The sequence below is a fragment of the Micromonospora carbonacea genome (assembly GCF_014205165.1).
Lineage (GTDB): Bacteria > Actinomycetota > Actinomycetes > Mycobacteriales > Micromonosporaceae > Micromonospora > Micromonospora carbonacea.
In genome coordinates this window covers 4436686-4462860 of the sequence record NZ_JACHMZ010000001.1, presented here as the reverse complement: position 1 = coordinate 4462860, position 26175 = coordinate 4436686, and the positions used below count along the sequence as shown (strand labels likewise).

The following is a 26175-nucleotide window of genomic DNA, read 5'->3' as shown; positions in this document are numbered from 1 at the left end:
GGGTGACGGCCGCACGGCGGCCGGGTGAACCATAACGCAACCACCGCGCCGCCCCCCAGGGACGACGCGGTGGGGAAGACACCCGCACGACACCGTACGGAAGCCGCAACCTTACTTCTTGTTGGAGAAGTCCTCGTACGCGCGCAGCACCTCGTCGGTCGGGCCGTCCATCCGCAGCACGCCCGATTCCAGCCAGATCGTCCGTTCGCAGGTGTCCCGCACGGAGGAGAGCTGGTGGCTGACCAGGAACACCGTGCCCGCGTCCTCCCGCAGCTCCCGCACCCGCTGCTCGCTGCGCTTGCGGAAGCCCTTGTCGCCGGTGGCCAGGGCCTCGTCGATCAGCAGCACGTCGTGCTTCTTCGCCGCCGCGATGGAGAACCGCAGCCGGGCGGCCATGCCGGAGGAGTACGTCCGCATGGGCAGCGAGGCGAAGTCGCCGCGCTCGTTGATCCCGGAGAACTCGATGATCTCCGGGGCGAGCCGGGCCACGTCGGCCGGCTGCATGCCCATGGCGAGGCAGCCCAGGGTGACGTTGCGCTCGCCCGGCAGGTCGTTGAGCAGGGCGGCGTTGACGCCCAGCAGCGACGGCTGCCCCTGGGTGTAGACCGCGCCCCGGTTGACCGGCAGCAGCCCGGCGATGGCCCGCAGCAGGGTGGACTTGCCGGAGCCGTTGCTGCCGATCAGCCCGATCGCCTCGCCCCGGTACGCGGTGAAGCTGACCCCCTTGACCGCGTGCACCTCCCGGATGTTCGGCGCGGACGTGCGGGACACGATCCGCTTCAGGGCGGCCACCGGGCTGGTGCCGCCGGCCGCGCCCTTGTGCACCCGGTAGATCACGTGCGCGTCGTCGACCACCACGGTCGGGATGCGCTCGACGATCCTGGGCAGCGTCACGGTGACGTCGTTGGACGCCTCGATGTGCTCAGCCACGGCCGTACTCCTGTTCGCCCCGCCAGAAGTAGATGAAACCACCCACGCCCATCACGACCGCCCAGCCCACCGCGTACGACCACGCCTGGACCATGGAGGAGTTGAGCAGCGGCGCGCCCTCCAGCAGCGCGTGCCGGGCCAGCTCGATGTAGACCAGCATCGGGTTCGCCTCGACGATCCGGGTCGCCCAGCCCGGGAGGTTCTCCTCGAACAGCGCGACGTTGTAGAGCACGCCGGAGCCGTACATCCAGGTGCGCACCAGGAACGGCATCACCTGCTTGAGGTCGGCGACCTTCGAGCCCATCCGGGCCACGGCCATGGTGAGCCCGGCGTTGAACAGCGCCTGGAGCAGCACCACCGGGACGAGCAGCAGCCACTCGACGGTGAGCGGCTCGCCGGTGACCAGCACGATGCCCATCAGCACCACCAGCGAGGCCATCAGCTGCTGGAACTGGGTGAGCATGACGGCCAGCGGCAGGCAGGCCCGGGGGAAGTGCAGCGCCCGGATCAGCCCCAGGTTGCCGGTGATCGACTGGGTGCCGTTCTGCACCGCGGTCTGGGTGAAGTTGAAGATGAACAGCCCGGCGGTCAGGTACGCGATGAAGTTCGGGATGCTGTTCTGCTTCAGCACCAGGCCGAAGATCAGGTAGTAGACCGCCGCGTTCGTCAGCGGGGTGAGCACCTGCCAGAGCTGCCCGAGCCGGGCGTTGCTGAACGAGGCGACCAGCTTGGCGCTCGAGTACGCGGCGATGAAGTGCCGGTACGCCCACAGGCGGCGGGTGTACTCCGCCAGGGACGGCCGCTCGCCGGCGACCCGCAGCCCGTACCGGGCGGCCAGTTGCGCCTGGGACAGGCCGGCGTCGGGGTCGGCCAGCGCGGTGTTGGCCATGGGATGGGCGCTCCGATCTTGTCGTGCCAGCGGGGTGCGTCTGTTGTACCAACGGGATGGGCGCGACGACGGGTTCGCCGGTGGCCGGTGCGTGGAGCGCCGCCTCGTCGCTGCGTGGAAGGTAGTCCATAACAACGTCGGGACGCAACCGTACCGTCGTTGCGGTACATTGTCCCACGTGACAGCCGAGGAGGGTCTGCCGTGACGCCCGAGAAGAGTCTGCCGTGACCACCGAGAAGAGGCGCGCGCCGGCCGGCGCGGCGGTGCTGCGGGGTGAGATCACCACGGCCATCCGGCGCGCGCTCATGCAGGAGCTGGCCGCCGTCGGCTACGGCCGGCTCTCCATCGAGGCCGTCGCCCGCCGGGCCGGGGTCAGCAAGACCGCGATCTACCGGCGGTGGAGCTCCAAGCTGGAGCTGGTCGTCGAGGTCGTCGGCGCCGCCGCCGGCAGCAGGCTGCCGGCGCTGGACACCGGCAGCCTGCGCGGCGACCTCGGCCTGCTGCTGCGGGTGCTCGCGCATGCCCTGAGTCACCCCCTGGCCGCGCAGATCGTGCCCGACCTGCTGGCCGAGGCGGCCCGCAACCCCGAGATCGACGGGACCCTCCAGGCGGTGCTGCGGGCCCAGCAGCAGGAGGTCGGCGGGTCGCTCGTCGCCCGCGCCGTCGCCCGGGGCGAGCTGCCCGCCGACACCGAGCCCGGTGCCGCCGTGGACCTGATCGTCGGGCCGCTGTACTGGCGGCTGGCGATCACCCGCACGATGCCGACCGAGGCGTACCTCGACGCGCTGGTGGAGGCCGTGGCCACCGGCCTCGGCGCGGCCGGCGTCGTGCCCCGGCAGCGCGACGCCGCCCCCGCCTGAGCGCCCGCCCGCCGACCCGTCGTCCCGCCCGCGCCCGCGGCCCCGCCCGAGCGCCTCAGCGGGCGGTGTCCACCGGCAGCCGGGACACGATGTGCCGGGCGATCTCCAGCGAGCTCGTCGCGGCGGGGGAGGGCGCGTTGAGCACGTGCACCTGCCGGTCCGCCGCCACGATCAGGAAGTCGTCGACCAGGCCGCCGTCGGGCAGGATCGCCTGCGCCCGCACCCCCGCGCCGGCCCGGACGATGTCGGCCGGCGTCAGCTCCGGCACCAGCCGTGCCAGGCTCGCCGCGAACCGCGCCTTCGACAGCGACCGGGCCACCTCGGTCAGCCCGTACCGGAAGTGCCGCCGGCCCAGCGCCCACAGCCCCCGGTAGGTCAGCTCGTCCCACACGTCGCGCGGGCTGAACCGCCCCCACGAGTAGCCCTCCCGCGCGGTGGCCAGCACCGCGTTCGGGCCGGCGTGCACGCTGCCGTCGATCATCTTCGTCAGGTGCACCCCGAGGAACGGGAACTGCGGGTCCGGCACCGGATAGATCAGCCCCCGCACCAGGTCCCGCCGCTGTGGGGTCAGCTCGTAGTACTCGCCCCGGAACGGCACGATCCGCACCGGCGTCGGCACCCCGGCCAGCCGGGCGATCCGGTCGGCGTGCAGGCCCGCGCAGTTGATCAGCACGTCCGCGACCACCTCGCCGGCCGTGGTGGTGACCACCACCCCCGCCGGCCGGTCGGCCACCCCCGTCACCTCGGCGCGGGTGCGCAGGTCCGCCCCGGCGGCGGCGAGCAGCTCCGCCAGCTTCCGGCAGACCGCGCCGTAGTCGACGATGCCCGTCGAGGCCACGTGCAGCGCGGCGACGGCCGCCACGTGCGGCTCGTGCTCGGCGGCCTCGGCCGCACCGACCAGCCGCACCGGCAGGCCGTTGGCCTCGGCCCGCTCGTGCAACGCCCGCAGCCGGGGCAGCTCCGCTTCGTCGGTGGCGACGATCAGCTTGCCGCAGACCTCGTACGCCAGCCCGTGCGCCGCGCAGAACTCGACCATCGACGCGCTGCCGGCCCGGCACAGGGTGGCCTTGAGGCTGCCCGGCCGGTAGTAGACCCCGGCGTGGATCACGCCGGAGTTGTGGCCGGTCTGGTGCGCCGCCCAGCCGGCCTCCTTCTCCAGCACGGTGACGGAGTCGCCCGGCCGGTCGGTCACCAGCCGGTGGGCGACCGCCAGGCCGACGATGCCGCCGCCGACGACCACGAACCTCGTCATCTCGCTCTCCCCTGCCCGGTCGTCACCTCCGCCGGGCGACCACCGATGGTAACCAGCGCCCGGCGTGCCCGATTCGTCGCTGCCGGCCGGGGGTGCCTACACTCACCGGGTCCGTCTTCTAGGGAGCCTCATGTCAGACGACGTCATCGCGCTCGGCCAGCCCACCGTCGGTGAGGCGGAGCTCGCGGCGATCGCCGAGGTCTTCGCCTCCGGCTGGCTGGCCGGCGCCGGGCCCACCTGCCGCCGTTTCGAGGAGCGCTTCGCCGCCGCGACGGGCACCCGGCACGCGCTGACCACCGCCAACTGCGGCTCCGCCCTGCACCTGGCGCTGCTCACCCTCGGGGTCCAGCCCGGCGACGAGGTCGTCGTCGCCGACTACACCTTCCCGGCCACCGGCCACGCGGTGATGTGGACGGGCGCGAAGCCCGTCTTCGCCGACGTGCGGCCCGACATCTGGACGGTGGACCCGGCCGCCGTCGAGGCCGCCATCACCCCCCGCACCGTCGGCGTCATCGCTGTCGACGCCTTCGGCCAGCCCGCCGACTACGACGAGCTGCGGGCCGTCGCCGACCGGCACGGGCTGTTCCTGGTCGAGGACGCCGCGTGCGCGGCGGGCGCCACCTACAAGGGCCGCCCCGCCGGCAGCCTGGCCGACGTCGCCACCTTCAGCTTCCACGGCCGCAAGGGCATCACCGCCGGCGAGGGCGGGGCCTACGTCACCGACCGCGACGACCTCGCCGCGCACGCCCGCAAGCTGCACACATACGGCGTGGAGGGCGCGCTGACCCGGGCCGAGCTGTCCGACCTGCCGATTCCGGCCTTCACCGAGCTGGGCTACAACTACCGGCTCTCCGACGTGGCGGCGGCCATCATGCTCGCCCAGCTCGACCGGCTGCCCGACCTGCTCGCCGCCAAGCGGCGCACCGCCGCCCGCTACGGCGAGCTGCTCAAGGACCACGAGCTGATCGCCACCCCCCACGAGGCGCCGGACCGCGAGCACCCCTGGCAGTCGTACGTGGTGACCCTCGACCCCTCGGTCGACCGCGGCGCGGTCGCCCTCGGGCTGCGCCGGCACGGCGTGCAGTGCACCTTCGGCACGTACGCCTCGCACGCGCAGCCGCTCTACGGCCAGACGACGCCGTGCCCGGTCTCGGCGGACCTGTTCGCCCGGCACCTGGCCATCCCGATGCACGCCAACCTCACCGACGCCCAGGTCGAGACCGTCGTCGCCACCCTGGTCGACGTCGTCGTCAGCGCCGCCACCGGCCGCTGATCTCCTTCAGGAAGGACATCGCACGACATGTCGAAGCAGACCGTCTTCATCACCGGGGGTGCGGGCTTCATCGGCCTGCACGTGGTGCCGCTCCTGCTGGACAAGGGCTACCGGGTCCGCATCTTCGACAACATGTTCCGCGGCGACCGGGAGCAGGTCGCCCGGCTGGCGGCCAGCGGCGACGTGGAGCTCGTCGACCAGGACGTGCGCTACGGCGGCGCGGTGCACGCGGCCATGAAGGGCTGCGACCTCGTCGTCCACCTCGCGGCGGTCTCCATCAACAAGAGCCAGGCCGACCCGTACGAGTCGATCGACATCAACATGGTCGGCAACCACAACGTCTTCGCCGCCGCCGCCGACCACGGCGTGAAGCGGCTCGTGTTCGCCTCCTCCGCCTCGGTGTACGGCGATCCGAAGAAACTGCCGATGCACGAGGACGACCGGCTCGACCCGCTCACCCCGTACTGCATCTCGAAGCGGGCCGGCGAGGACCTGCTCGCCTTCTACCAGCGCAGCAAGGGCCTCAACTGGATCGCCCTGCGCTTCTTCAACGTGTACGGCCCCGGCCAGAAGCCGACGGCGTACTACACCTCCGTCATCAACCACTTCGTCAAGCGGCTGAAGACCGGCCAGCCGCCGGTCATCGACGGCCGGGGCGAGCAGTCGATGGACTTCATCCACGTCCACGACATCGCCCGCTCGGTGGTCGCCGCGTTGGAGGCCGAGCAGGGTAACGTGCCGGTCAACATCGGCACCGGCATCGACACCTCGGTCGCCACCCTCGCCGAGATCCTCATCAAGGCCGTCGGGGTGGACGTCGAACCGCAGTTCAACCCGCGCGAGGTGCTGGTCAGCCGCCGGGCGGCGGACATCACCCGGGCCCGCGAGGTGCTGGGCTGGGAGCCGACCATCGCAGTCGAGGACGGGATGACCGACCTGATCAAGGTCGAGGTGGCCTGACGCGCGTGCCTGCCGCAGAACTGCCGCCCAACCGGTGGCACGCGCACGCCTGGGTCGTCGGCGACCCGGTCGTCGGCGAGGGAACCTGGATCGGCGCCTTCACCGTCGTGGACGGCTCCGGTGGGTTGACCATCGGGGCCGGCTGTGACATCTCCAGCGGGGCGCAGATCTACACCCACTCGTCGGCCAGGCGTTGCGTGTCGGGCCGGGCCTACGCCACGGTCGACCGTGCTCCGGTCACCATCGGCGACCGGGTGTTCATCGGGGCGAACGCCACGGTGATGATGGGCGTGACCATCGGCGACTCGGCCGTGGTCGCGGCCGGTGCCGTGGTCACCCGGGACGTGCCCGCCCGGACGGTGGTCGCCGGGGTCCCCGCCCGTCCGGTTGCCCGGGTCGAGTTCGCCGCCGACGGCACGCCCGACTTCGTGGCCATCGACGGCGCGGCGGCCGGCTGACGGGGGCCGTGTACTCCGGGTCAGAGCACCAGGCCGCCGTCGACGCCGACGATCTGTCCGGTGACGAACGCGGCATCGTCGCTGAGCAGGAACCGGATGACCCGGGCGACGTCCTCCGGGCGCCCCAGCCGGCGTAGTGCGGTGTCGGCCACCCGCTGCTCGATCAGCTCAGCCGGCAGGTCGCGAATCAGGTCGGTGTCGATGAGCCCGGGCGCGACGGCGTTGACCCGGATGCCGCGCGGCCCGAGCTCCTTCGCCGCCGACCTGGCGATCGCGGCCACCGCCGCCTTCGACGCCGCGTACGCGGTTTGGCCTGCGCTGCCGCGTTCGCCCAGGATGGACGCGAGCAGGACGATCGAGCCGCCCTTCTTGCGCAGCATCACCCGGGCGGCGGCCTGCACGGTGGAGATCGTGCCGGCCACGTTGGTGTCCAGCATCCGGGCGACCAGGTCCGGTTTGATCATGCCGATCGGCGCGTTCTCCAGCACGCCCGCGTTGGCAACCAGCGCGTCGATCCGGCCGTGCCCGGACGCGATCGTCCGGAACACTGCGCCGACCTGCCCAGGATCGGTGACGTCGAGGGCGAGGCCCTCGACGGCGCCGATCTCCTTCGCCGCACGCTGTGCCACGTCGCCGTCGCGGCTGGTGACGATCACCGAGGACCCGGCGGCGACCAGCGCTTCGGCGGTGGCCCGGCCGATTCCTCGGGCGGCGCCCGTCACCACTGCCACCCGCCCGTCGAGGGCGTGCGCAGACTCAGGCACGGACGCCCATCCCGGCCAGCATGTCCAGGGCGACCTTGAAGCTGCTCATCTCGATGACCTGTTCGGTGTCGAGCTGGACGTCGAACTCCTCCTCGATCGCTGCCACGAGGGTCATGTGGCCCAACGAGTCCCACTGTTCGATCTCGCGGTACCTGAGGTTCTCCACGTCCACCTCCCCGCCCAGTTCCAGAGCCTCGACGAAGACGGCGCGGAGCCGGTCGGACAGCGGCACGGGTTGCTCCCTACTCAGCAGCGGTGACTGTGGCCCAGGCGTGGTCCGGCGGCTCGCCACCGCCTGGACCGGTCTGGTTACGGTCGGCCAGCCTACTGGAGGGACCGGCCGACCAACGGCTGCCAGACGTGCTGCCCACAGGCGTTCGCCCAACGTTCTTTCGCACGTCATCGACGGTGCCGGCGGAGTCGGCCACTCTCGTTGCGGGGACAGTTCGGCCACGCCGGGGCACCGGGTCGGTCCACGGTGACCCGCCCGGGGTTGCGGTAGCGTGGCGCGGTGCGCCGGAACCGTCCCGACCGATACCCACACGTGTCCAGGTCTTCCTCCGGTCACGCCGTCCCCCACCGGAGCTGACAGGAGCCACCACCGTGCGGATCGCTGTTGTCAACAACTTCTTCCCGCCCCGGCCGGGTGGCAGTTCCCACCTGTCCGCCTCACTGGCCGCCCGGTACGTGGCGGCCGGTCACGAGGTGCTGGTGCTGACAGCGGCGTACCAGGACGCGCCCGCCGAGGAGGAGCGCGACGGATACCGGGTGGTCCGGCTGCCCGCGATGCCGATGCCGCAGCTCGGCCTGTCGATCGACTTCGACATGGCCTTCGCGCTGGCGCGCCCGGCCAACCTGCGCCGCGTGCGCAGGCTGCTGGACGGTTTCCAGCCGGACGTGATCCACCAGCACGGTCAGTTCTTCGACCTGACCTGGCTCTCCGGCTGGTACGCCCGGCGGAACAAGATTCCCGTGCTGCTGTCGGTGCACACCCGGCTGGAGAGCCCTGACCCCAAGTACACGGCGCTGTTCAAGGCCCTGGACCGGTTCCTGGTCAAGCCGATCCTGCGCAGCTACCGCCCGCGCTACGTCATCATGGACGAGCTCTGCGGCGCGTACTGCGAGCAGCGGTACCTCGCCACCCCCGACGAGTTCGAGTACATTCCCGTCGCGGTGGAGCCGAGTCGGTTCGAGGCGCCCCCGACGCGTGACGTCCGGGCCGAGTACGGCATCGGCGACCAACCGCTGATCGTCTCGCTCGGGCACGTCATCCCGCTGCGCCACCGGCTGCCCCTGATCGAGGCGCTGCCGACGATCCTCGACAAGCACCCGCAGACCAAGGTGATGATCGTCGGCCGGATCTACTACGACGCCTTCGTGAAGCGGGCGGCCGAGCTGGGGGTGACCGACGCGATCGTCACCACGGGCGTGGTGCCACCGGCGGACGTGCCGTCCTTCTTCGCCGCCGCCGACATCGTCACCCACGACCTCCAGGGCACCGGCTTCGGCACGGCCAGCCTGGAGGCGATGGCGGCCGGTCGGGCGACCATCGGCACCATCACCGAGACCAACTTCCCGGCCGTCGAGCTGCGCAACTGGGAGAACTTCGTGCTCGCCCGGCCGAACGACGGGCCAGACCTGGCCGAGGTGGTGATCCGGCTGCTCGACGATCCGCAGGAGCGGGAGTGGATCGCGAAGGCGCAGCGGGAGCTCGTGCACGCCAACTTCACCCTCGACGTGGTGGCCCGGCGGCACCTTGAGGCGTTCGCCCGGATGACCGGAGCCCCGCTGCCCCAACTCGACCCGCCCAGGCCGGAGGAAAGGCCCGCATGAACCTGGTCGCCCCGAGCGCCCGGCTGATCGACGCCGCCACGGGCGTCGTCCTCGGCGGCGCTGACCTCGCCGCCGAGGTGGGTCGGCACGCCGCCGCGTACGCCGGGCTCCCGCCCGGGGTGGTCTTCGCCCGCAGCGGCACGTCGGTGCCGGCGGTGCTGCGCTACGCGGGCGCGCTGCGCGCGCAGCGCCCGGTGGCGCTGCTCGACCCGGCGCTGGACCCGGCGGTGCTGGCCGACTTCGTCCGGCGGTTCTCCCCGGCCGTGGTGGTGGGCCTCGCCGAGGGCGGCGCGGGCGCGGATCCCGGCGAGCGGCCCGGGGACTACCGCGCGGTCGACGACGGGGTGCTCGGCCCGGTGTGGGTCCGCGAGCGGACCTGCGCCGACCGGCCGCACCCGGATCTCGCGGTGCTGCTGGCCACGTCCGGCTCGACGGGGGACCCGAAGTTCGTCCGGCTCTCCCGCGCCGCCGTGGAGTCCAACGCGGCGGCCATCGCGCGGGTGCTGGCCATCGGTCCGGACGAGATCGCCCCGACCAGCCTGCCGCTCTACTACAGCTTCGGCATGTCCGTGCTCAACAGCCACCTCGCCGCCGGGGCGACCGTCCTCGTGGTCGACGGCGGCGTGCTGGCCCGCGAGTTCTGGCAGGCCGTCTCGACCTACGGCGCGACGTCGCTGGCCGGGGTGCCGCACAACTACGAGATGCTGCACAAGATCCGGTGGAGCCCCGCGAAGTACCCGACGCTGCGCACCCTCACCCAGGCCGGCGGCAAGCTGCGCGACGAGACGATCCTCGCCTTCCACGCCAGGATCGCCGAGGCGGGCGGGCGGTTCCACGTCATGTGGGGCTGCACCGAGGCGGGCCCCCGGATGAGCACCCTGCCGGCCGACGCGCTGCCCGACCGGGTCGGCTCGGTCGGCCCGGCCCTGCCCGGCGGCTCGTTCACGGTGCTCGGCCCCGACGGCGCGGAGACCGACCGTCCCGGCGTGGTCGGCGAGCTGGTCTACCGCGGCCCCAACGTGATGATGGGGTACGCGGAGAGCGCCGCCGACCTGACCCGCGGCGACGAGCAGGGCGGGGTGCTGCGCACCGGCGACCTGGGCTGCCTCGACGCCGACGGGTTCGTCTGGCTGCGCGGCCGGCTCAAGCGGTTCGGCAAGGTCTTCGGCATCCGGGTCAACCTGCACGACATCGAGGAGCTGGCCCGCGACCAGGGGCCCGTCGTCGCCGTGTCCGGCCCGGACCGGGTCGTCGTCTTCGTCGAGGGCGGCACCGACGACGGCACGCGCGTCCTCGCGGGGCGGCTGGCGGAGCGGCTGCGGCTGCACCGGTCCGGCTTCGACGTGCGGGCCGTCGAGCGGTTGCCGCAACTGCCCAACGGCAAGATCGACTACCGCTCGCTGGAGGCGCTGGTATGAGCCTGTTCGCCCTCGACCAGGCGGCCCGCGAGGCCCGGCTCCTGCCGGAGCTGGTCGAGCTGACCGAGCACCACCGGGCCCGCAGCCCCGAGTACGCCCGCCTGCTCGCCTCCCTCGGCCACCTGCCCGGCCGCCGCTACGACCGCGTCGCCGACCTGCCCTGGCTGCCGGTGCGGCTGTTCAAGCACCACGTCCTCAAGAGCATCGGCGACGACGAGGTCTTCAAGGTCCTCACCTCCTCCGGCACCACCGGCGACGTCAGCCGGATCTACCTGGACAAGGACGCGGCGGGCGTGCAGCAGAAGATGCTGTCGGCCACGCTGAGCGCGGTGATCGGCACCAAGCGGCTGCCGATGCTGCTGGTCGACACCAAGGCCCTGTTCAAGAACCGCACGTCGTTCTCCGCCCGGGGCGCCGGGGTGCTCGGCCTGATGAACTTCGGCCGCGACCACACCTTCGTCCTCGACGAGCAGGAGCGGCCCGACCCCGACGCCGTGCGCGCCTTCCTGGAGCGCCACGGCGACCAGCCGTTCCTCATCTTCGGCTTCACGTTCATGACCTGGCTCTACCTCTACGAGCTGGCCCGCGAGCACCGGTTCGACCTGAGCAACGGCATCCTGATCCACAGCGGCGGCTGGAAGAAGCTGGTCGACCGGGCGGTCGACAACGCCGAGTTCCGCCGCCGCTTCACCGCCGACACGGGCCTGACGCGCATCCACAACTTCTACGGCATGGTCGAGCAGATCGGCACGACGTTCCTGGAGGGGCCGGACGGCGGCGGGCTCTACTGCCCCGAGTTCGCCGACGTCATCGTCCGCGACCCGCACACCTGGGCGGAGGTGCCCGTGGGCACGCCCGGCGTGGTGCAGGTGGTCAGCACGATGCCCCGGTCGTACCCGGGGCACCTGCTGCTCACCGAGGACCGGGGCGTCGTGCACGGCGTCGACGACGGGGCCTGGCCGGGCAAGCGGTTCTCCATCCTGGGCCGGCTGCCCCGCGCCGAGGCGCGCGGGTGCAGCGACACGTTCGCGGAGGCGGCGGCATGAGCGGGTGCGACGAGCGGATCGTCGGGCGGGGCGCGTCGGCGTCCCGGGCCGGCGTCGGGCGCGGCGGGGTGCGGGCATGAGCGGCAAGGTCGTCGAGCGGTTCCCGGCCGGCGGCGCGACCGACGTCGACGACCTCGTCGCCGCGCTGCGCGCGGTGCCGGCCGGCGGCCCGCTGACCGTCGGCGACGACCGGATCGTCGAGTTCCTGGTGGCGTTCGCCCGGCGGCTGCTGCGCCCGGCGGTGGCCCGCCGGCACCCGGAGCTGGCCTCCCTCGGCTTCTTCCTGCGCCGGGGCGAGATCGCCAGGGCGCTCGCCCGGGTCGCGGACGAGCCCGGCCAGCTCCGCTTCCCCCGGGGGCTGGTCTTCCACGTGCCGCCGGCGAACGTCGACACCATCTTCGTCTACTCGTGGGCACTGTCCGCGCTCGCCGGCAACGCCAACGTGGTGCGCATCTCGTCCCGGTCGGCGGGCGCCGCCGACGCGGTGCTCGACGCGCTCGGCGACACCCTCGCCGACGCCGACGACGTGGTGCGGCAGACCCAGCGGATGGTCACGTACGGGCGTGACGACGCGGTGACCGCCGCGCTGTCGGCCGCGGCGGACCTGCGGGTGATCTGGGGCGGCGACCGGTCCGTCGGCGAGATCCGCCGGCACCCGCTCGCCCCGCACGCCCGGGACCTGACCTTCCCGGACCGCTCGTCGTTCACGGTGATCGGGGCGGCCGGCTGGCTCGCCGCCGCCGAGGCCGACCGCGACGCCGCCGCCCTCGGCCTCTACAACGACGCGTACTGGTTCGACCAGGCGGCCTGCGCCTCGCCCCGCGCCGTCTACTGGGTCGGCGACCCGGCCAGCACCGGGGCCGCCCGCGCGGACCTGCTGTCCCGGCTACGGAGGGTGCTCGACGGCAAGCGGCCCGAGGTCGACGCCGCGATGGCGGTGGAGAAGCGGGTCGCCACCTACGGCCTGGCCGTCGAGGGGGCGGCCACGGCCATCCACTTCGACGGCAACGACCTGGCGACGGTGGAGCTGGCCGGGCCGGACGACATCCCGCGCCGCTGGCTCGGCGTCGGCACGTTCCCGCAGGCGCGCGTCGACAGCCTGGCCGACCTCGCGCCGGTGGTGGTGCGCCGTGACCAGACCGTCACCCACTTCGGGTTCGCCGCCGACGAGCTGGTCGCCTTCGCCCGCGCGCTGGCCGGGCGCGGGGTCGACCGGATCGTGCCGGTCGGCGACGCGTTGAGCTTCGCCGCCACCTGGGACGGCTACGACCTGATGCGCGAGTTCACCCGGATCACCAGCGTCGTCACCCGCTGACCTGCCGCCCGGGCCGGCCTAGCCGGCGGGGGTGGCGGACGTCTCCGTCGGGGCGTCCCGGCGGAGCTGACGCACCCCGGACAGGGCGGCCAGGCCGGCGGCGAGCACGTCGGCGATGGTGAAGATGAGCCGGGACGCCAGCGCGATGCCCATCGCCGCGCCGACGCCGCCGTTGCCGTCCAGGAACGGGGCCAGCGCGGCGACCAGCACGGCCTCCCGTACGCCGAGCCCGGAGGGGGAGAGGAAGGCGAACATGCCGACGGTCATCGCGATGGCGAACGACCCGACGCTGCGCAGCAGCCCCTCCACGCCGGGAGTGGCCTGGGCGTTGGCGAGCAGCCACAGGTGCACGCCGAACAGGGTGTAGCCCAGCGCGCTCCAGCCCACCACCCGCGACACGCCCGGCCAGGTGAGGCGGTGCGTCAACGGCGGGCGGCGCAGCACCTTCAGGGCGAGCTGCACCAGCGCGGTGAGCACCCGCGGCACCGCGCAGACCAGCGCGACCGGGAACAGCGCCGCCACGATCCACAGCGCGACCCGCACCGAGTCGGCGTACGTGGAGTCGCCGCCGCCGGCCGCCTCGCGCAGCGCCGGCAGGCTGAGCAGGCCGAGGCCCAGCGCGGCCGTCACGCCGAGGCCCACGGAGACCAGGGTGGCCAGGAAGGCGCGGGCCCGGGGCAGGCCGGCCCGCCGGCTCAGCTCGACCTGGAGCACGTACGCCCACACGCTGCCGGGGATGTACTTGCCGAGCTGGCCCACCAGGCAGATGCGCAGGGCGGCGGGCACGGACACCCGGTGTTCCAGGTCGCGCACGGCGGCCCGCCAGGCCATCGTGTTGGCCACCATCCCGGCGAGCGCCGCGAGGACGGACAGCACCACCGACTGCCAGGCCAGGCCCAGCCACGTCGACCGGACCTGCGGCCACTGGTCGACGACGCTCCAGACCATCCCGGCGGCGATGGCGACGACGATGGCGACGCGGACACCCAGCGACAGCCACCGCTTCAGCGGGCCGGCCGGTGCGGCGGGAAGACCGTCGTCGCCCGGCTCCGGGGCGCCGGAAGTGACGACATCCTTCCGCGGGACGGTCTGGACCATGCGTTACGTGCCTCCGCGTCGCGTTTCGTCCGTAGCGGAAAGTGAGGACGGACCGGGCAGGGCACTACACTAGCCCAGGCCCCGCGGCCCCACTCGCTCGGCGCGCCCGCGCGGAATTCCTACCCCGACGCCGGCCACCGCCCGTCGTGTCGACCTCCGCCGCTGTTACCGTGCTCGCTGCCACCGACCCCGAGGAGACGTGCTGTGATCCCCATTTCCGTCGTGAAACTCGACGAGAAGGCCGAACAGCTGGCGGTGGAGGTGATCCGCTCCGGCGTGCTCGCGCAGGGTCCGATGGTGGCCCGGCTGGAACGCGAGTTCGCCGACCTGGTCGGGGTGGAGCACGCGGTGGCGGTCAACAACGGCACGACGGCGCTGGTCGCCGCACTGGAGGTGCTCGACCTGCGGCCCGGCGACGAGGTCGTGACGAGCCCGTTCACGTTCGTCGCCACCCTCAACGCGATCCTCGAGGCCGGGGCGACCGCGCGGTTCGCCGACATCCGCGAGGACGACTTCTGCCTGGACCCGGCGGCCCTCGCCGCCACGCTCGGTGCGCGTACCCGGGTCGTCATGCCGGTGCACCTGTACGGCCAGCCGGCCGACATGGGCGCGATCGTGCCCCTGGTCGAGCGGCACGGCCTGGGCCTGGTCGAGGACGCCGCGCAGTCACTCGGCGCGACGGTCGGCGGGCGGGGGGCCGGCAGCTTCGGCCTGGGCGCCTTCTCCCTGTACGCCACGAAGAACCTCACCACCGGCGAGGGCGGCATGATCACCACCGACGACGCCGTCCTCGCCGACCGGCTGCGGGTGCTGCGCAACCAGGGCATGCGCCAGCGCTACCAGTACGAGGTCGCCGGCCACAACTACCGGCTCACCGACCTGCAGGCCGCGCTCGGCATCCCGCAGCTCGCCGGCTACGCCGACACCGTCGCGCGCCGCCGGGACAACGCGGCCCGGCTGCACGCCGGCCTGGCGGACGTGCCGGGCCTGCGCCTGCCGGCCGAGCTGCCGGGCCGGACGCACGTCTGGCACCAGTACACCGTCCTGGTCACCGACGCCGCGCCGGCCAGCCGCGACGAGGTGGCCGCCCGGCTGGGGGAGCAGGGGGTGGGCTGCGGCGTCTACTACCCGAAGGCGGTCTACGACTACGACTGCTACCGGGAGCACCCCCGGGTGGTCGCCGACCCCGCGCCGGTCGCCGAACGGGTGGCCCGGCAGTGCCTGTCCCTGCCGGTGCACCACCACCTCGCCGACGGCGACGTTGACCGGGTCGTCGAGGCCGTGCGCAAGGCGGTGGGCGCGTGACCGCCCCGGTGCGCTTCGCCCTCGTCGGCACGGGCGTGATGGGCGCCCTGCACGCGCGGGTCATCGCCCAGTCCGACCGGGCCCGGCTGGTGCGGGTCGTCGAGCCCCGCGAGGCCGTCGGCCGGGCGGTGGCCGACCGGTACGGCGCGCGGTGGGCGCCCGACGGGTCGGACCTGTCCGACGTCGACGCGGTCGTGATCGCCGCCCCCACCGAGTTCCACCACGCCCTCGCCGGTGAGGTGCTCGCCGCCGACAAGCCGCTGCTGATCGAGAAGCCGGTCTGCGGCAGTCTCGCCGAGACCGAGGACGTCGTGGCCACCGCCGAGAAGCGGGGGGTCCCGCTGGTGTGCGGGCTGCTGGAGCGGTTCAACCCGGCGGTGCTCACCGCGCTCGCCCTGGTCGACAACCCGGTGCACCTCACCGTCACCCGGCACTCACCGTACGCGCCGCGGATCCGCACCGGCGTGGCCTGGGACCTGCTGATCCACGACGTGGACCTGGCCGTCCGGGTGTTCGGCGGGCAGGAGCCGACCGACGTACGCGGCGTGCTGGGCCACTTCCACCCGGGCTCGCTGCCCGGCGCGGAGGACGTCGCCGAGGCCCTGCTGACCTTCGGCGGCGCGGCGCTGGCCAACGTCTCGGCGAGCCGGATCGGCCAGCGGAAGGTGCGGACGCTGGTCGTGAGCGAGGTGGACCGGCTGATCGAGGCGGATCTGATCCGCCGGGACGTCACCATCTACCGGCACGTGTCGCTGGACGCGGCGACGCCCGACGGCCGGGGCTACCGGCAGCAGAGCATCATGGAGGTGCCGGAGCTGGTCTCCAACCGGGAGCCGCTGGCCGCCCAGCTCGACCACTTCCTGGACCTGCTGGTCGGCGTCGCCGACGCCGACGCCGAGCGGCGCTCGATCCTCCCGGCGCACCGGGCGGTCGGCCGGCTCTTCGCCGACCGCGCCTGACCTGCGGGGCCAGGGCCGGGGGCGTCGTGTCGCCGGCCCGGCTGGCGATCACGTTCGGGTAGGCTTGCCCACCGTGCGCCCGGCCGGCCGCCGCCGCCCGCCGAGGGTGAGCCCCGGCAGCCCGCCTTCCCACTCGACAGAGATCAAGGAATCCCCTGTGCCGAACGTCGCAGACGACGCCCTGGCAGTGGAGGACCAGCGCGCGCCGGAGGACCTGCCCCGCGTCCCGGACGACCAGCCCGAGACGCCGCAGGACCCGCCCGGCACGCGCGAGCCCCAGCCGGAAACGCCCGACGACCGCCCCGCGGGACCGCGGGACGAGCCCGGCACACCGCAGGACGAACCCGCGACACCGCAGGACCCGCCGGGCACACCGCGCGACGAGCCCGCGACACCGGGCGACGAGCCGGTCGCGCGCGACGGGGCCGCCGACCCGACCGGGGAGCGGTCCGCGCCGCAGGGGAGCCCCGACGCACCGACCGCCTCCGGGTGGCGGTCCTTCCCGCGGCGGTTCGGGGCCGCCTTCGGCGCCCTGCCGCGCCGGATCACCGACGCCGCCGTGCTGGCGTTCGCGCTGTTCACGGTGATCTACCACGCGGGCTTCCTGGCCGAGCTGCGACCGTCGGTGATGTTCGTGAGCTGGCTGTGGTGCTGCTCCGCGCTCGCTGTCCTCGCCGTGGTGCTCGGGGTGGTCCGCGCCGTACGGCGTCGCCGCGCCGTGCCGACGCCGCCGGCCGCCCCGGCCGGTCCCGCGCCGGCGGGCAGGGGGCGCTGGTGGTGGCTCGCCGTCGGCGTGGCCACCACCGGGCTCGGCGTCGCCGCCGCCGTCACCGCCGGCATGGGCGGGCTCGCGTCGTGGTGGGTGCCGACCGGTCTGGGGCTCGCCGCGTCCGTCGGCGCGGCGCTGCTGGCCCGCCGGGCGTGGCTGGCCCGCACCGGCCCGCCGGAGCCCGCCGCCACCGGCTGGCAGGCGCTCTTCGCGCTGCTCGTCTCGGCCGGGGTCGCGGTCTCCTCGCTCTACATGGCCCGCAACAGCAAGGACGACGTCTTCTACCTCGGCAAGTCGGTGTGGGTGGCCGAGCGGGACATCGTCCCGGTGCGGGACTTCCTGTTCACCGAGAACGTGGCCGCCCCGCTGAGCACCCAGCCGCCGACCGCCTCGATCGAGGTCTTCGCCGGTGCGCTGGCCCGGTTCCTGGGCCTGCACGCCGCCGACGCCACCTGGTTCGTGCTGCTGCCGGCCCTGGCCGTGCTCGCGGTGCTGGCGCTGTGGCGGCTGGTGCACCGCTGGGCGCCCCGCCGCCCGGTGCTGGCGTTCGTCGTGGCCATCACCTACCTCTACCTGGTGGTCGGCTCGGACGCCGCGCTCGGCACCTTCCACCTGCCCCGGCTCTACGAGGGCAAGGGCATGTTCGTCTCGGCGGTCGTCCCGCTGATGTGGGTCTACCTGACCGACTGGTTCGAGTCCCGGTCGAGGTGGAAGCTGTTCCTGATCGCCGCGCTCTCCGTGGTGGCGACCGGCCTGTCCACGACGTCCGCGATCATCCTGCCGCTGCTGGTCGGCTCGGCCGGCCTGGCGATGCTCCTGGTGGGTCGGTGGGGAGCGGCGCTGGCGGCGGGCGTCGCCGCGCTGGCCTACCCGGTCGGCGGGGTGCTGGTGTCCCGGCTGGTGCTCGGGCCGGTCGCCAGCGCCGGGGGCGAGACCCAGTTCTTCGACGCCGAGGGCACCTACCGCCGCACCCTGCTGGTGGGCGTGCTCGGCGTCATCGGCGGCCTCGCCCTGTGGCTGGCGCCCCTGCTCGTGCGGGCGCGGACGCCCCGGCTGCTCGCCGCCGGCGCGGCGCTGACCATGAGCGTGCTGTTCGTGCCGGGCGTGCTGGAGGCGCTCGCCGACGCCAGCGGCGTGGCGGCGGTGCTGTGGCGGGTGCCCTGGATCCTCGCCCTGCCCGGCCTGATCGGGATCCTGTGCACCGTCCGGCTGCCCCGGCTGCCGTGGGTGTCCCGGCTGGTCGGCCTCATCGTCGCCAGCTCGCTGATCTTCTGCTTCGCGACGTTCGGCGTGCCGATGTGGAGCAGGGACAGTTTCACGGAGGTGGCGCCGCGCCCGCTGTGGAAGCTGCCGCAACAGCGCCTGGAGATCGTCCGGTGGATCGAGGGGCTGCCCCGCGAGCCGGGCCTGCTGCTCGCCCCGTCGACGCTGATGCGGGTCGCTCCCGTCGTCAGCAGCCGGCTGCGGGTCGTCATGCCCCGCGACGGCTACCTCGTCGAGTACGACCAGAACTCCGACTTCGTCCGCGACCGGCTGCGGTTGGCCGCGTTCGCGGACGGCACGGCGATCGCCCCCGACGCGGAGGTGAAAGCGTCCATCGAGCGGCTCGACGTGACTACCATCTGCGTCTACTGGGTCAACCTCGAGGCCAAGGCCACCCTCAAGCGGCTCGGCTACGAGATGTACGCCCGGCGGTTCGCCCCCGGCTCGGTCCGCTGCTTCCGCCAGCCCTGAACGGCCGGTCCCCGACCCGCCCGACGGCGCGGTCGGGGGCCGATCGGGTAGCAACGGGACGAAGCCCGTAATACCCGAATATGGCTCGCCGTTCGTCTCGCGTTAAGGTCTGAGGGCGAGTGGGACCAGGACGACGCACGGGGGGTTCCCGCCGCTAGCCGCACTGAACGAGGAGGCCGGTCCCGCACGGGGCCCGGCCCCGTCGCCGATCTCGTTGGGGGAGAGTAACCGTTGTTCGGCAAGTTGATGGGACCGGCGGGCGTGGCCGCTCGCGGGGCCGTGCTGCTGCTCTTCTACCTGATCGCGCTCGCCGCGGGCGCCCTCGGCGCGGTCTGGGTGTTCGCGGTGGGCGGGATCGCCGCGATCGCCGGTGAGTTCGCCCTCGCCCGCTGGTCGGCGCCCACCGTGACGCTGCTGGAGAAGGTCGGCCTCGGCCGCGGCTACCGGCAGCTCACCCGCGACCTCTCGGCCGTGCTGCTCGTGGTCTCGGCCATCCGGCCCGGCTCGGTCGAGCTGACCACGATCCTGCTGCTGCCCGCCGTGACCTGGGTGATCGCGGTCTTCGCCGGGGCGCTGAACCGCATGATCGACCGGCGTAACCCGGTCTCCGCGCTGGTGCGCAACATCGACCTCGGCCCGATGCGCTCCGCGCCGCGCCCGCCCGAGTGGGCGGCCGGGGTCGCCGGCGAGCGGCTCGCCATGTGCAACCTGCTGCTGGTCCCGGCGGCCGTGCTCTCGGCGGTGTGGGACGACGCCGCGCCGATGCTGGCCGGCGGGGCCGCCGCCGTGCTCGCCGCCGCCGTGGCCGGCGGCATCGTCGCGCTGACCTGGCTGCGGGGCCGGGGCACCGGCAAGAGCACGGTGCTGCCGGCGGTGCAGAAGTGGCTGGACTCCTACCGGCCCGAGGTCGCCCTCTACTTCGCCGGTCCGGCGAAGGACGTCTACCAGGCCAACATGTGGCTGGCCCCGACCGAGGCCCTCGAACGGCGGGCCGTGGTGCTGATGCGCAGCCGGGAGGCGTTCAACGAGCTGGCCGACACCCGGCTGCCGGTGATCTGCGTGCCGGCCGGGGTGGACTTCATGAACCTGGAGCTGGGCAGCATCCGCGCCACCATGTACGCGGCGAACGTCGGCGCGAACATCCACATGCTCCGGGAGCCGGGCATGAAGCACGTCTTCGTGGGGCACGGCGACAGCGACAAGCAGGCCAGCGTCAACCCGTACAGCAAGGTGTACGACGAGGTGTGGGTCGCCGGCCTGGCCGGCCGGGAGCGGTACGCGCGGGCCGGCGTCGGCGTGCTGGACGCCGACATCGTCGAGATCGGACGGCCGCAGCTCGCGGGCGTGCACACGTTCGGCTCGGAGTCGCCCGACCGGCCCTTCACCGTGCTCTACGCGCCCACCTGGGAGGGGTGGCTCGACGACGACCCGTACCACACGTCGCTGGTGCTGATGGGGGAGCGGATCGTCCGGGGCCTGCTGGCCTCCCGCCCGTCGCTGCGGCTGATCTACAAGCCGCACCCGCTGACCGGCACCCGGTCCAAGGAGGCGAAGGCCGTCCACGAGCGGGTGGTGCAGCTGATCGGCGCGGCCGGCGGCGACGTCGCCGCGACCTCCCTCGACGGCCCCCGGCACCGGGTCGTCACCGGCCGGGTCCCCGCCCTGTTCGACTGCTTCAACCAGACGGACCTGCTGATCAGCGACATCTCCAGCGTGGTCTCCGACTTCGTGCAGAGCCAGCGCCCGTACGTGGTGGCGAACCCGAGCGGGCTGCCCGAGGACGACTTCCGCCGCAACTTCCCCACCGCGCGGGGGGCATACCTGCTGTCGCGGGACTGCGGCGAGCTGGAGAAGATCGTCGCGCTCACCCGGGCCGGCGACGACCCGATGACCGAGGCGCGCCGGGACCTGAAGGTCTACCTGCTCGGCCCGGACGAGCCGAACTCGATGGACCGGTTCCGGCAGGAGATCGGCCGCCTCTGCGGCTGACCGGCAACGCCACGTGAAAGGGGGCGGCACCTGCCGCCCCCTTTCGTCGTGCCGGCGGTCAGTCGGGGCGGCGTGGGCTGGTCACGTCGCGGGAGACGACCTCGCCCTTCTCGTCCACCCACCCCTTCGGCCGCGCCGGGTTGCCGGCGACGAGCTGATAGGGCGCCACGTCCCGGGTGACCACCGCACCGGCGGCGACCATCGCGTGCTCGCCGATCTCGACCCCGCAGACCAGGGTGGCGTTCGCCCCGATCGACGCGCCCCGGCGGACCAGCGTCGGGGTGACGGTCCAGTCCGGGTTCTGCGCCCGGGGGCGCAGGTCGTTGGTGAAGACGGCGCACGGGCCGACGAAGACCTCGTCCTCGATGGTCACCCCCTGGTACACCGAGACGTTGTTCTGGATCTTCACGAGGTCACCGACGGTGACGCCGGCGTCGACGTACACGTTGCGGCCGATCACGCAGCCGGCGCCGATCCGGGCGCTGGACCGGATGTGGGCCAGGTGCCAGACCTTGGTGCCGTCGCCCACCCGGGCGCCCTCCTCCACGTCGGCGCTCGGGTGGACGAAGACGGGGTCGGGCCGTTCGGTGGTGTCAGTCATCCTTCAACTCGCATCGCTCGGGGCGCCGTGCGCCGGCGGTGGACGCGGCGGGACGGCGGCGGGTGCGCCGCCGCCCGCGCGGGATCGGGGCTGCCGCGCCCGGCGGCGGGCTCGGCGGCCCCGGCCGGGGCGTCGGCCGGGAGTGAGCATAGCGAGCGGTCAGCCCAGCAGGCGCGCGACCGCGTCGGCGGCCGGCACGTCGGCCGGCAGGGCGTGGGCCTCGACCACGGCGGTGAGCGGCAGCGGACCGTACAGGTGGGGGAAGAGCTCGCCGCCGCGCGACGGCTCCCAGCGCAGCGCCGCGCCGAGCGCCGCCGGGTCGACGGCGAGCAGGGTCAGCCCGGTGACGCTGGCGAAGTGCCGCCGGGCGGTCTCGACCAGTTGGCCGGCGGCGGAGAGGTGGACGAACCCGTCCTGGCGGTCCACCGCCGAGCCGGCGAACTGCCCGGCGGCGCGGGCGGCGTCCCACTCCGCGCCGGTCAACAGTTTGTAGATCATCCCGGCAGCCTACGGCCGGGGCGGCCCCGGCGGGCCGGGACCGGTGGGCCGCGCGGCACGGACGCACGGGGACTGACCGGGCGGCCCTCCCGCCCGGCCCGCACGTCTGCGACCATTCCACGGTCGAGAACGAGGAACCGGGGAGGCGGGTTGCGCATCCTGCTGGTCGAGGACGACCGTCGGGTGGCCGCCGCCCTGTCGTCCGCCCTGACCCGCCGCGGCTACGAGGTGGAGCACGCCGCCACCGTCGCGGCGGCGCTGCGCGCCGCGCCGTGTGACCTGGTGCTGCTCGACCTGACCCTGCCCGACGGCGACGGCACCGACCTGTGCCGCGCCCTGCGCCGGCGCAGCGCCCAGCTCGGCATCATCGCCGTCACCGCCCGGGGCGAGGAACGCGACCGCGTCCTCGGCCTGCGGCTGGGCGCCGACGACTACGTGGTGAAGCCCTTCTCCATGGTCGAGCTCCAGGCGCGGATCGAGGCGGTGCTGCGCCGGGCCGCGCACGCCGCCCCGGAGCGGGACGTGATCGAGGCGGGCCCCGTGCGCATCGACGTCGCCGCCCGCACCGTCACGGTCGCCGGCCGGGAGGTCACCCTCACCCGCAAGGAGTTCGACATCCTGGTGTCGCTGGCCCGGCAGCACGGGGTGGCGGTGTCCCGCGACCGGATCCTGCTGGACGTGTGGGGCACCACCTGGGCCGACCGGCACACCGTGGAGGTGCACGTCGGGTCGCTGCGCGGCAAGCTGGGCGACCCCCGGCTGGTGGAGACGGTGCGCGGGGTCGGCTACCGGCTGCGCGGGGAGTGAGGGGAGCCCCGTGCGTCGTCGGCTGGTCATCAGCTACCTGCTGCTGATGGTGCTCGTGCTCGTCGCGCTGGAGACCCCGCTCGCGGCGACCCTGGCCACCCGGGAGACCGACCTGGTGCGCGCCGACCGGCTCGCCGACGCGACCCGGTTCGCCTCGCTCGCCGGCCCGGCGCTGCGCGGCGGCGTCCCGGGGCCCATCGGCGGCGAGCTGAGCAGCTACGACGAGCTGTACGGCATCGGCGCGGCGGTGGTCGACCGGGACCGCCGCACGGTGGTGGCGTCGGGCAGCTGGCGCTCCGGGGCCGGCACCGAGTCGGCGCTGGACAACGCGCTGGCCGGGCAGCAGTTCAGCGCCCCGGGCTCGGTGTGGCCGTGGGCGGACGGGCCCGTCGTGGTGGCGGTGCCGATCAACGACGGCGGCGAGGTGCTCGGCGCCGTCGTCATCACCACCCCGGCCGGCGCGCTGCGCCGGACCGTCACCGCGTGGTGGCTGCTGCTCGCGGCGATCGGCACCGTCGCCGTGCTGGCCTGCGTGCTCACCGCGTTCGGGCTGGCCGGGTGGGTGCTGCGCCCGGTCACCGAGCTGGACGCCGTCACCCACGAGATCGCCGAGGGGGACCGGGGGGCCCGGGTCCAGCACCGGCTGGGCCCGCCGGAGCTGCGCCGCCTGGCGGCGAGCTTCAACAACATGGCCGACGTGGTGTCCGACGTGATGGACCGGCAGCGGGCGTTCGTCGCGCACGCCAGCCACCAGCTGCGCAACCCGCTGACCGCCCTGCGGCTGCGGGTGGAGGAGCTGGGGCCGAGCCTGGCCGATCCGCAGGGCCGGGCCGAGCACCGGCTCGCGCTGGAGGAGACCGACCGGCTGGCGCTGCTGCTCGACGCCCTGCTCACCCTGGCCCGCGCCGAGCGCGAGGAGAACCAGCGGGTCACCGTCGACGCGGCGGCCGTGGCCGCGTCCCGGGTCGCCGCCTGGCAGCCGCTGGCCCGGCACCGGTCGGTCACCCTCCGCCTGGCCGGCACCGACGGCCCGGCGCACGCCCGGACGGTGCCGACCGCCGTCGACCAGGCGCTCGACGCCCTGATCGACAACGCGGTGAAGTTCAGCGGCCCGGGCGGCGAGGTGACGGTGAGCGTCGGGCGCGCCGACGGCGGCATCGCGCTGGAGGTCCGGGACACCGGCCCGGGCATGACCCTCGACCAGCTCGACCGGGCCACCGAGCGGTTCTGGCGGGCCCCGGAGGTGCAGAACGTCGACGGGGCGGGGCTCGGGCTGACCATCGTGGCGGTCCTCGTGGACGCCTCCGACGGCCGGCTCACCATGCGGCCCGGGCGGCCGCGTGGGCTGGTCGCCGGCCTGTGGTTTCCGGCCCCGGACGCGGCCGACGCCGCCGACGCGGCACCCGCGCCCGCCCCGGCCGACGCCGGCTGACCGGCCCGAGGCCCGCTGGGTGCCGGCTGACCGCCCCCCGGCCGACCGCCCCGCCCCGGCCGATGCCGGCTGGCCGCCCCGCCCCGGCCGATGCCGGCCGGCCGCCCCGCCCCGGCCGGGGTCAGGGCTTGGCCGACCGGTACCAGGCGGCGGCCCCCGGATGCAGCGGTAGCGGGGCGGTGGCGATCGCCGACCGGGGGCTCATCCGGCCGGCCGCCGGGTGGGCCGCCGCCAGCTCCGCCCGGCGCTCCATCAGCAGCCGGGTCACCTCGCGCACCAGCGGCTCCGGCAGGTCCGCCCGGACCACCAGGTAGTTCGGGTTCGCCACGGTCGTGACCGGCTCCACCCCGTAGACGGAGCGGGGGATGTCGCGGGACACGTAGACCTCGCGGTAGCTGCGCCGCAGCGGCTCGGTCCACTCGCCCAGGTCGACGATCCGCACGGCGCTGCCGGCGGCGAGCTCCCCGACGCCGCGCACCGGCAGCCCGCCGGAGAAGAAGAACGCGTCGACGCGGCCGGCGCGCAGCGCGGCGACCGAGTCGTCGAGGCCGAGCCGTTCCCGGCGCACGGCGTCGCCGCCGAGGTGGGCGACCTCCAGCAGCCGGGTGGCGGTGACCTCCGTGCCGGAGCCGGGCGCGCCGACGGAGACCCGCCGGCCCCGCAGGTCGGCCACCGAGCGCACCGGGCCGCCGGCCATGGTCACCAGGTGCAGCAGGTCGTCGTAGACCCGCGCGACCGCCAGGACGCTCGGGTGCTCCTCCCGGTCGGTGGGCAGCACGTCGGCCTGGGTGAAGCCCAGCTCGGCCTGGCCCGCGCCCACCAGGCGCATGTTCTCCGCCGAGGCGGCGGTCACCACCACGCTCGCCCGCACCCCGGGCAGCTCCCGGTTGAGGATGCCGGCCAGCGACCGGCCGAACGCGTGGTAGACGGCGGTGGGGCTGCCGGTGGCGATGCGGATCGGCACGGGTTCGCCCGGCGAGTCCTGGCAGGCGGCGAGCCCGGGCGCCGCCGCGACCAGCACCAGCAGCAGCGCGGCCACGCCGGCGGCGCGCGGGGGCACAGTCCAGCTACGGCTCACCCGGTGCACTCTGCGGGGTGCACCACCACCCGCGCAAGCCCTCGGGCCGGGCCCGTCCCGCGCCCGCGCGGGCCGCCTCGGCCCGTCGTGCGCCGCCGGCCGCCGGTGCGCCGTGCGCCGGTGCGCGGGGGATCAGCCGACGGCGGCCACCCCCGGCCCGGTCGCCGGGTCCAGGGTGACGCTGCGCAGGATGCGGTCCCGGTCCGGGCCGTCGGCCACGCTCACCACGAAGCAGCCCGCGCCGGGCCGCAGCAGGGCGGGCACCTCCAGCAGGGCGGCCCCCCGGACCAGCACGGCGGCCAGCTCCCGGTCGGTCAGCCGGATCCCGAGGATGTGCCGGCGCACGTGCCGGCCGCCGGCCAGCAGCGACGCCCGCCACGCCGCGGCGGCCAGCCGGGGCCGCCACGTGCGGCGCGGCGCCGACGCCCCCGACGCGGGCCCGCCGAGCAGCTCCCGGCGGCCCTGCCGCCAGCCGGCCTCCACCAGCGTCGCGTACGCCGCCCGGTGCTCGCGGGCCACCTGGAGGCAGTGCAGCTCGTAGCGGCGGCGCAGGCCACCGGTGGCCACCTCGTGCCGCACCGGGATCTCCAGCCGGGCCAGGAGCTGACGCATCCGCAGCGCCGCATCCTCCCGGTTGAACTCGGCGGCGGGGCCGGCGTGCGGGTGGGCGGGTGCCGGCGGACGCCGCCCGGCCCGGACGGGGGCGGCCGGGGCGGACACGCAGCGCAACAGGCAGGCCACCTCGAACGCGTCGGCGAGGGTCACCCAGTCCAGCGGGGCCGGGACCGCCGGAAGACGAGGCCGGTCGAGCAACATGGGTTCGAGGGGCACCACGGTCTCCTTGTCGGCGTCGGATACCCCATACCGTGACCCGCCGGACGGCCCGGTGGTACCCGTGGCCGCCAGG

The 26175-nt window shown here is 74.3% G+C and carries 24 protein-coding genes; 14 read left to right on the top strand and 10 right to left on the bottom strand.

Annotated features, from left to right (window positions below; translation table 11 throughout):
- Positions 1-111: 111 nt before the first annotated feature.
- The gene (locus HDA31_RS19070) at positions 112-930 is read right to left on the bottom strand and encodes an ABC transporter ATP-binding protein (protein WP_074475812.1); all 819 of its coding nucleotides are present in this window, start codon (positions 928-930) and stop codon (positions 112-114) included.
- Positions 923-1819: an ABC transporter permease gene (locus HDA31_RS19065; protein ID WP_074475813.1), complete on the bottom strand. Its 897-nt coding sequence runs from the start codon at positions 1817-1819 to the stop codon at positions 923-925. The genes HDA31_RS19070 and HDA31_RS19065 overlap by 8 nt, the downstream gene beginning before the upstream one ends.
- 224 nt (positions 1820-2043) lie before the next feature.
- Between HDA31_RS19065 and HDA31_RS19060 the strand changes: the two genes are divergently transcribed.
- Complete coding sequence (locus HDA31_RS19060; protein WP_074475814.1) at positions 2044-2679, top strand: TetR/AcrR family transcriptional regulator; 636 nt, start codon at positions 2044-2046, stop codon at positions 2677-2679.
- Between the two features lie 55 nt (positions 2680-2734).
- Here HDA31_RS19060 and lhgD read toward each other — a convergent pair whose 3' ends face one another.
- Positions 2735-3931 carry an L-2-hydroxyglutarate dehydrogenase gene (gene lhgD, locus HDA31_RS19055; RefSeq protein ID WP_178064138.1) on the bottom strand — a complete coding sequence of 399 codons (1197 nt, stop codon included), beginning with the start codon at positions 3929-3931 and terminating at the stop codon, positions 2735-2737.
- Positions 3932-4061: 130 nt separating this feature from the next.
- Here lhgD and HDA31_RS19050 point away from each other — a divergent pair, with 130 nt between their 5' ends.
- From HDA31_RS19050 to HDA31_RS19040, 3 genes are read left to right on the top strand one after another with little or no spacing between them, the layout of a single operon-like run.
- Positions 4062-5204, top strand: coding sequence for a DegT/DnrJ/EryC1/StrS family aminotransferase (locus HDA31_RS19050; protein ID WP_178064139.1), 1143 nt, complete (start codon positions 4062-4064; stop codon positions 5202-5204).
- A 27-nt stretch (positions 5205-5231) separates the two neighbouring features.
- Positions 5232-6164 (top strand): NAD-dependent epimerase/dehydratase family protein, encoded by a 933-nt coding sequence (locus HDA31_RS19045; protein WP_178064140.1) that lies wholly within the window; start codon positions 5232-5234, stop codon positions 6162-6164.
- Between the two features lie 5 nt (positions 6165-6169).
- Positions 6170-6622 carry an acyltransferase gene (locus HDA31_RS19040; protein WP_178064141.1) on the top strand — a complete coding sequence of 151 codons (453 nt, stop codon included), beginning with the start codon at positions 6170-6172 and terminating at the stop codon, positions 6620-6622.
- Between the two features lie 20 nt (positions 6623-6642).
- Here the strand turns inward: HDA31_RS19040 and HDA31_RS19035 are convergent, their stop codons facing one another.
- Entirely contained in the window at positions 6643-7386 is a 744-nt protein-coding gene (locus HDA31_RS19035; RefSeq protein ID WP_178064142.1) for an SDR family NAD(P)-dependent oxidoreductase, read from the bottom strand.
- Positions 7379-7618, bottom strand: coding sequence for an acyl carrier protein (locus HDA31_RS19030; RefSeq protein WP_178064143.1), 240 nt, complete (start codon positions 7616-7618; stop codon positions 7379-7381). The genes HDA31_RS19035 and HDA31_RS19030 overlap by 8 nt, the downstream gene beginning before the upstream one ends.
- A gap of 371 nt (positions 7619-7989) precedes the next feature.
- On the opposite strand from HDA31_RS19030, the gene HDA31_RS19025 reads away from it, so the two are divergent.
- The 4 genes from HDA31_RS19025 (at position 7990) to HDA31_RS19010 (ending at position 12998) form a co-directional block, all read left to right on the top strand.
- The gene (locus HDA31_RS19025) at positions 7990-9219 is read left to right on the top strand and encodes a glycosyltransferase family 4 protein (protein WP_178064144.1); all 1230 of its coding nucleotides are present in this window, start codon (positions 7990-7992) and stop codon (positions 9217-9219) included.
- Positions 9216-10637 carry an AMP-binding protein gene (locus HDA31_RS19020; protein WP_178064145.1) on the top strand — a complete coding sequence of 474 codons (1422 nt, stop codon included), beginning with the start codon at positions 9216-9218 and terminating at the stop codon, positions 10635-10637. Before HDA31_RS19025 ends, HDA31_RS19020 begins: the two co-directional genes overlap by 4 nt.
- Positions 10634-11683 (top strand): LuxE/PaaK family acyltransferase, encoded by a 1050-nt coding sequence (locus tag HDA31_RS19015; protein WP_178064146.1) that lies wholly within the window; start codon positions 10634-10636, stop codon positions 11681-11683. The genes HDA31_RS19020 and HDA31_RS19015 overlap by 4 nt, the downstream gene beginning before the upstream one ends.
- Positions 11684-11759: 76 nt before the next feature.
- On the top strand, positions 11760-12998 hold the full coding sequence (locus tag HDA31_RS19010; RefSeq protein ID WP_178064147.1) for an acyl-CoA reductase: 1239 nt from the start codon (positions 11760-11762) through the stop codon (positions 12996-12998).
- Between the two features lie 18 nt (positions 12999-13016).
- Here HDA31_RS19010 and HDA31_RS19005 read toward each other — a convergent pair whose 3' ends face one another.
- The gene (locus HDA31_RS19005) at positions 13017-14096 is read right to left on the bottom strand and encodes a lysylphosphatidylglycerol synthase transmembrane domain-containing protein (protein WP_178064148.1); all 1080 of its coding nucleotides are present in this window, start codon (positions 14094-14096) and stop codon (positions 13017-13019) included.
- Positions 14097-14300: 204 nt separating this feature from the next.
- On the opposite strand from HDA31_RS19005, the gene HDA31_RS19000 reads away from it, so the two are divergent.
- The 4 genes from HDA31_RS19000 to HDA31_RS18985 all read left to right on the top strand — a co-directional run bounded on the left by HDA31_RS19000 (position 14301) and on the right by HDA31_RS18985 (position 20852).
- Positions 14301-15401, top strand: coding sequence for a DegT/DnrJ/EryC1/StrS family aminotransferase (locus HDA31_RS19000; RefSeq protein ID WP_178064149.1), 1101 nt, complete (start codon positions 14301-14303; stop codon positions 15399-15401).
- Positions 15398-16360, top strand: coding sequence for a Gfo/Idh/MocA family protein (locus HDA31_RS18995; protein WP_178064150.1), 963 nt, complete (start codon positions 15398-15400; stop codon positions 16358-16360). Before HDA31_RS19000 ends, HDA31_RS18995 begins: the two co-directional genes overlap by 4 nt.
- A gap of 157 nt (positions 16361-16517) precedes the next feature.
- The gene (locus tag HDA31_RS18990; protein ID WP_178064151.1) at positions 16518-18863 is read left to right on the top strand and encodes a DUF6077 domain-containing protein; all 2346 of its coding nucleotides are present in this window, start codon (positions 16518-16520) and stop codon (positions 18861-18863) included.
- Positions 18864-19094: 231 nt separating this feature from the next.
- Entirely contained in the window at positions 19095-20852 is a 1758-nt protein-coding gene (locus HDA31_RS18985) for a CDP-glycerol glycerophosphotransferase family protein (RefSeq protein ID WP_178064152.1), read from the top strand.
- Between the two features lie 58 nt (positions 20853-20910).
- Here HDA31_RS18985 and HDA31_RS18980 read toward each other — a convergent pair whose 3' ends face one another.
- Positions 20911-21453 carry an acyltransferase gene (locus HDA31_RS18980; protein WP_074475829.1) on the bottom strand — a complete coding sequence of 181 codons (543 nt, stop codon included), beginning with the start codon at positions 21451-21453 and terminating at the stop codon, positions 20911-20913.
- Between the two features lie 159 nt (positions 21454-21612).
- Positions 21613-21951: a DUF952 domain-containing protein gene (locus tag HDA31_RS18975; RefSeq protein ID WP_178064153.1), complete on the bottom strand. Its 339-nt coding sequence runs from the start codon at positions 21949-21951 to the stop codon at positions 21613-21615.
- Positions 21952-22101: 150 nt separating this feature from the next.
- Between HDA31_RS18975 and HDA31_RS18970 the strand changes: the two genes are divergently transcribed.
- Both HDA31_RS18970 and HDA31_RS18965 read left to right on the top strand, forming a co-directional pair.
- Positions 22102-22758 carry a response regulator transcription factor gene (locus tag HDA31_RS18970; protein ID WP_074475831.1) on the top strand — a complete coding sequence of 219 codons (657 nt, stop codon included), beginning with the start codon at positions 22102-22104 and terminating at the stop codon, positions 22756-22758.
- 10 nt (positions 22759-22768) lie between these two features.
- Complete coding sequence (locus HDA31_RS18965; RefSeq protein WP_178064154.1) at positions 22769-24190, top strand: sensor histidine kinase; 1422 nt, start codon at positions 22769-22771, stop codon at positions 24188-24190.
- A gap of 121 nt (positions 24191-24311) precedes the next feature.
- Here HDA31_RS18965 and HDA31_RS18960 read toward each other — a convergent pair whose 3' ends face one another.
- On the bottom strand, positions 24312-25268 hold the full coding sequence (locus HDA31_RS18960; protein ID WP_178064155.1) for a TAXI family TRAP transporter solute-binding subunit: 957 nt from the start codon (positions 25266-25268) through the stop codon (positions 24312-24314).
- Between the two features lie 132 nt (positions 25269-25400).
- The gene (locus HDA31_RS18955; RefSeq protein WP_178067254.1) at positions 25401-26084 is read right to left on the bottom strand and encodes a hypothetical protein; all 684 of its coding nucleotides are present in this window, start codon (positions 26082-26084) and stop codon (positions 25401-25403) included.
- Between the last annotated feature and the right edge of the window lie 91 nt (positions 26085-26175).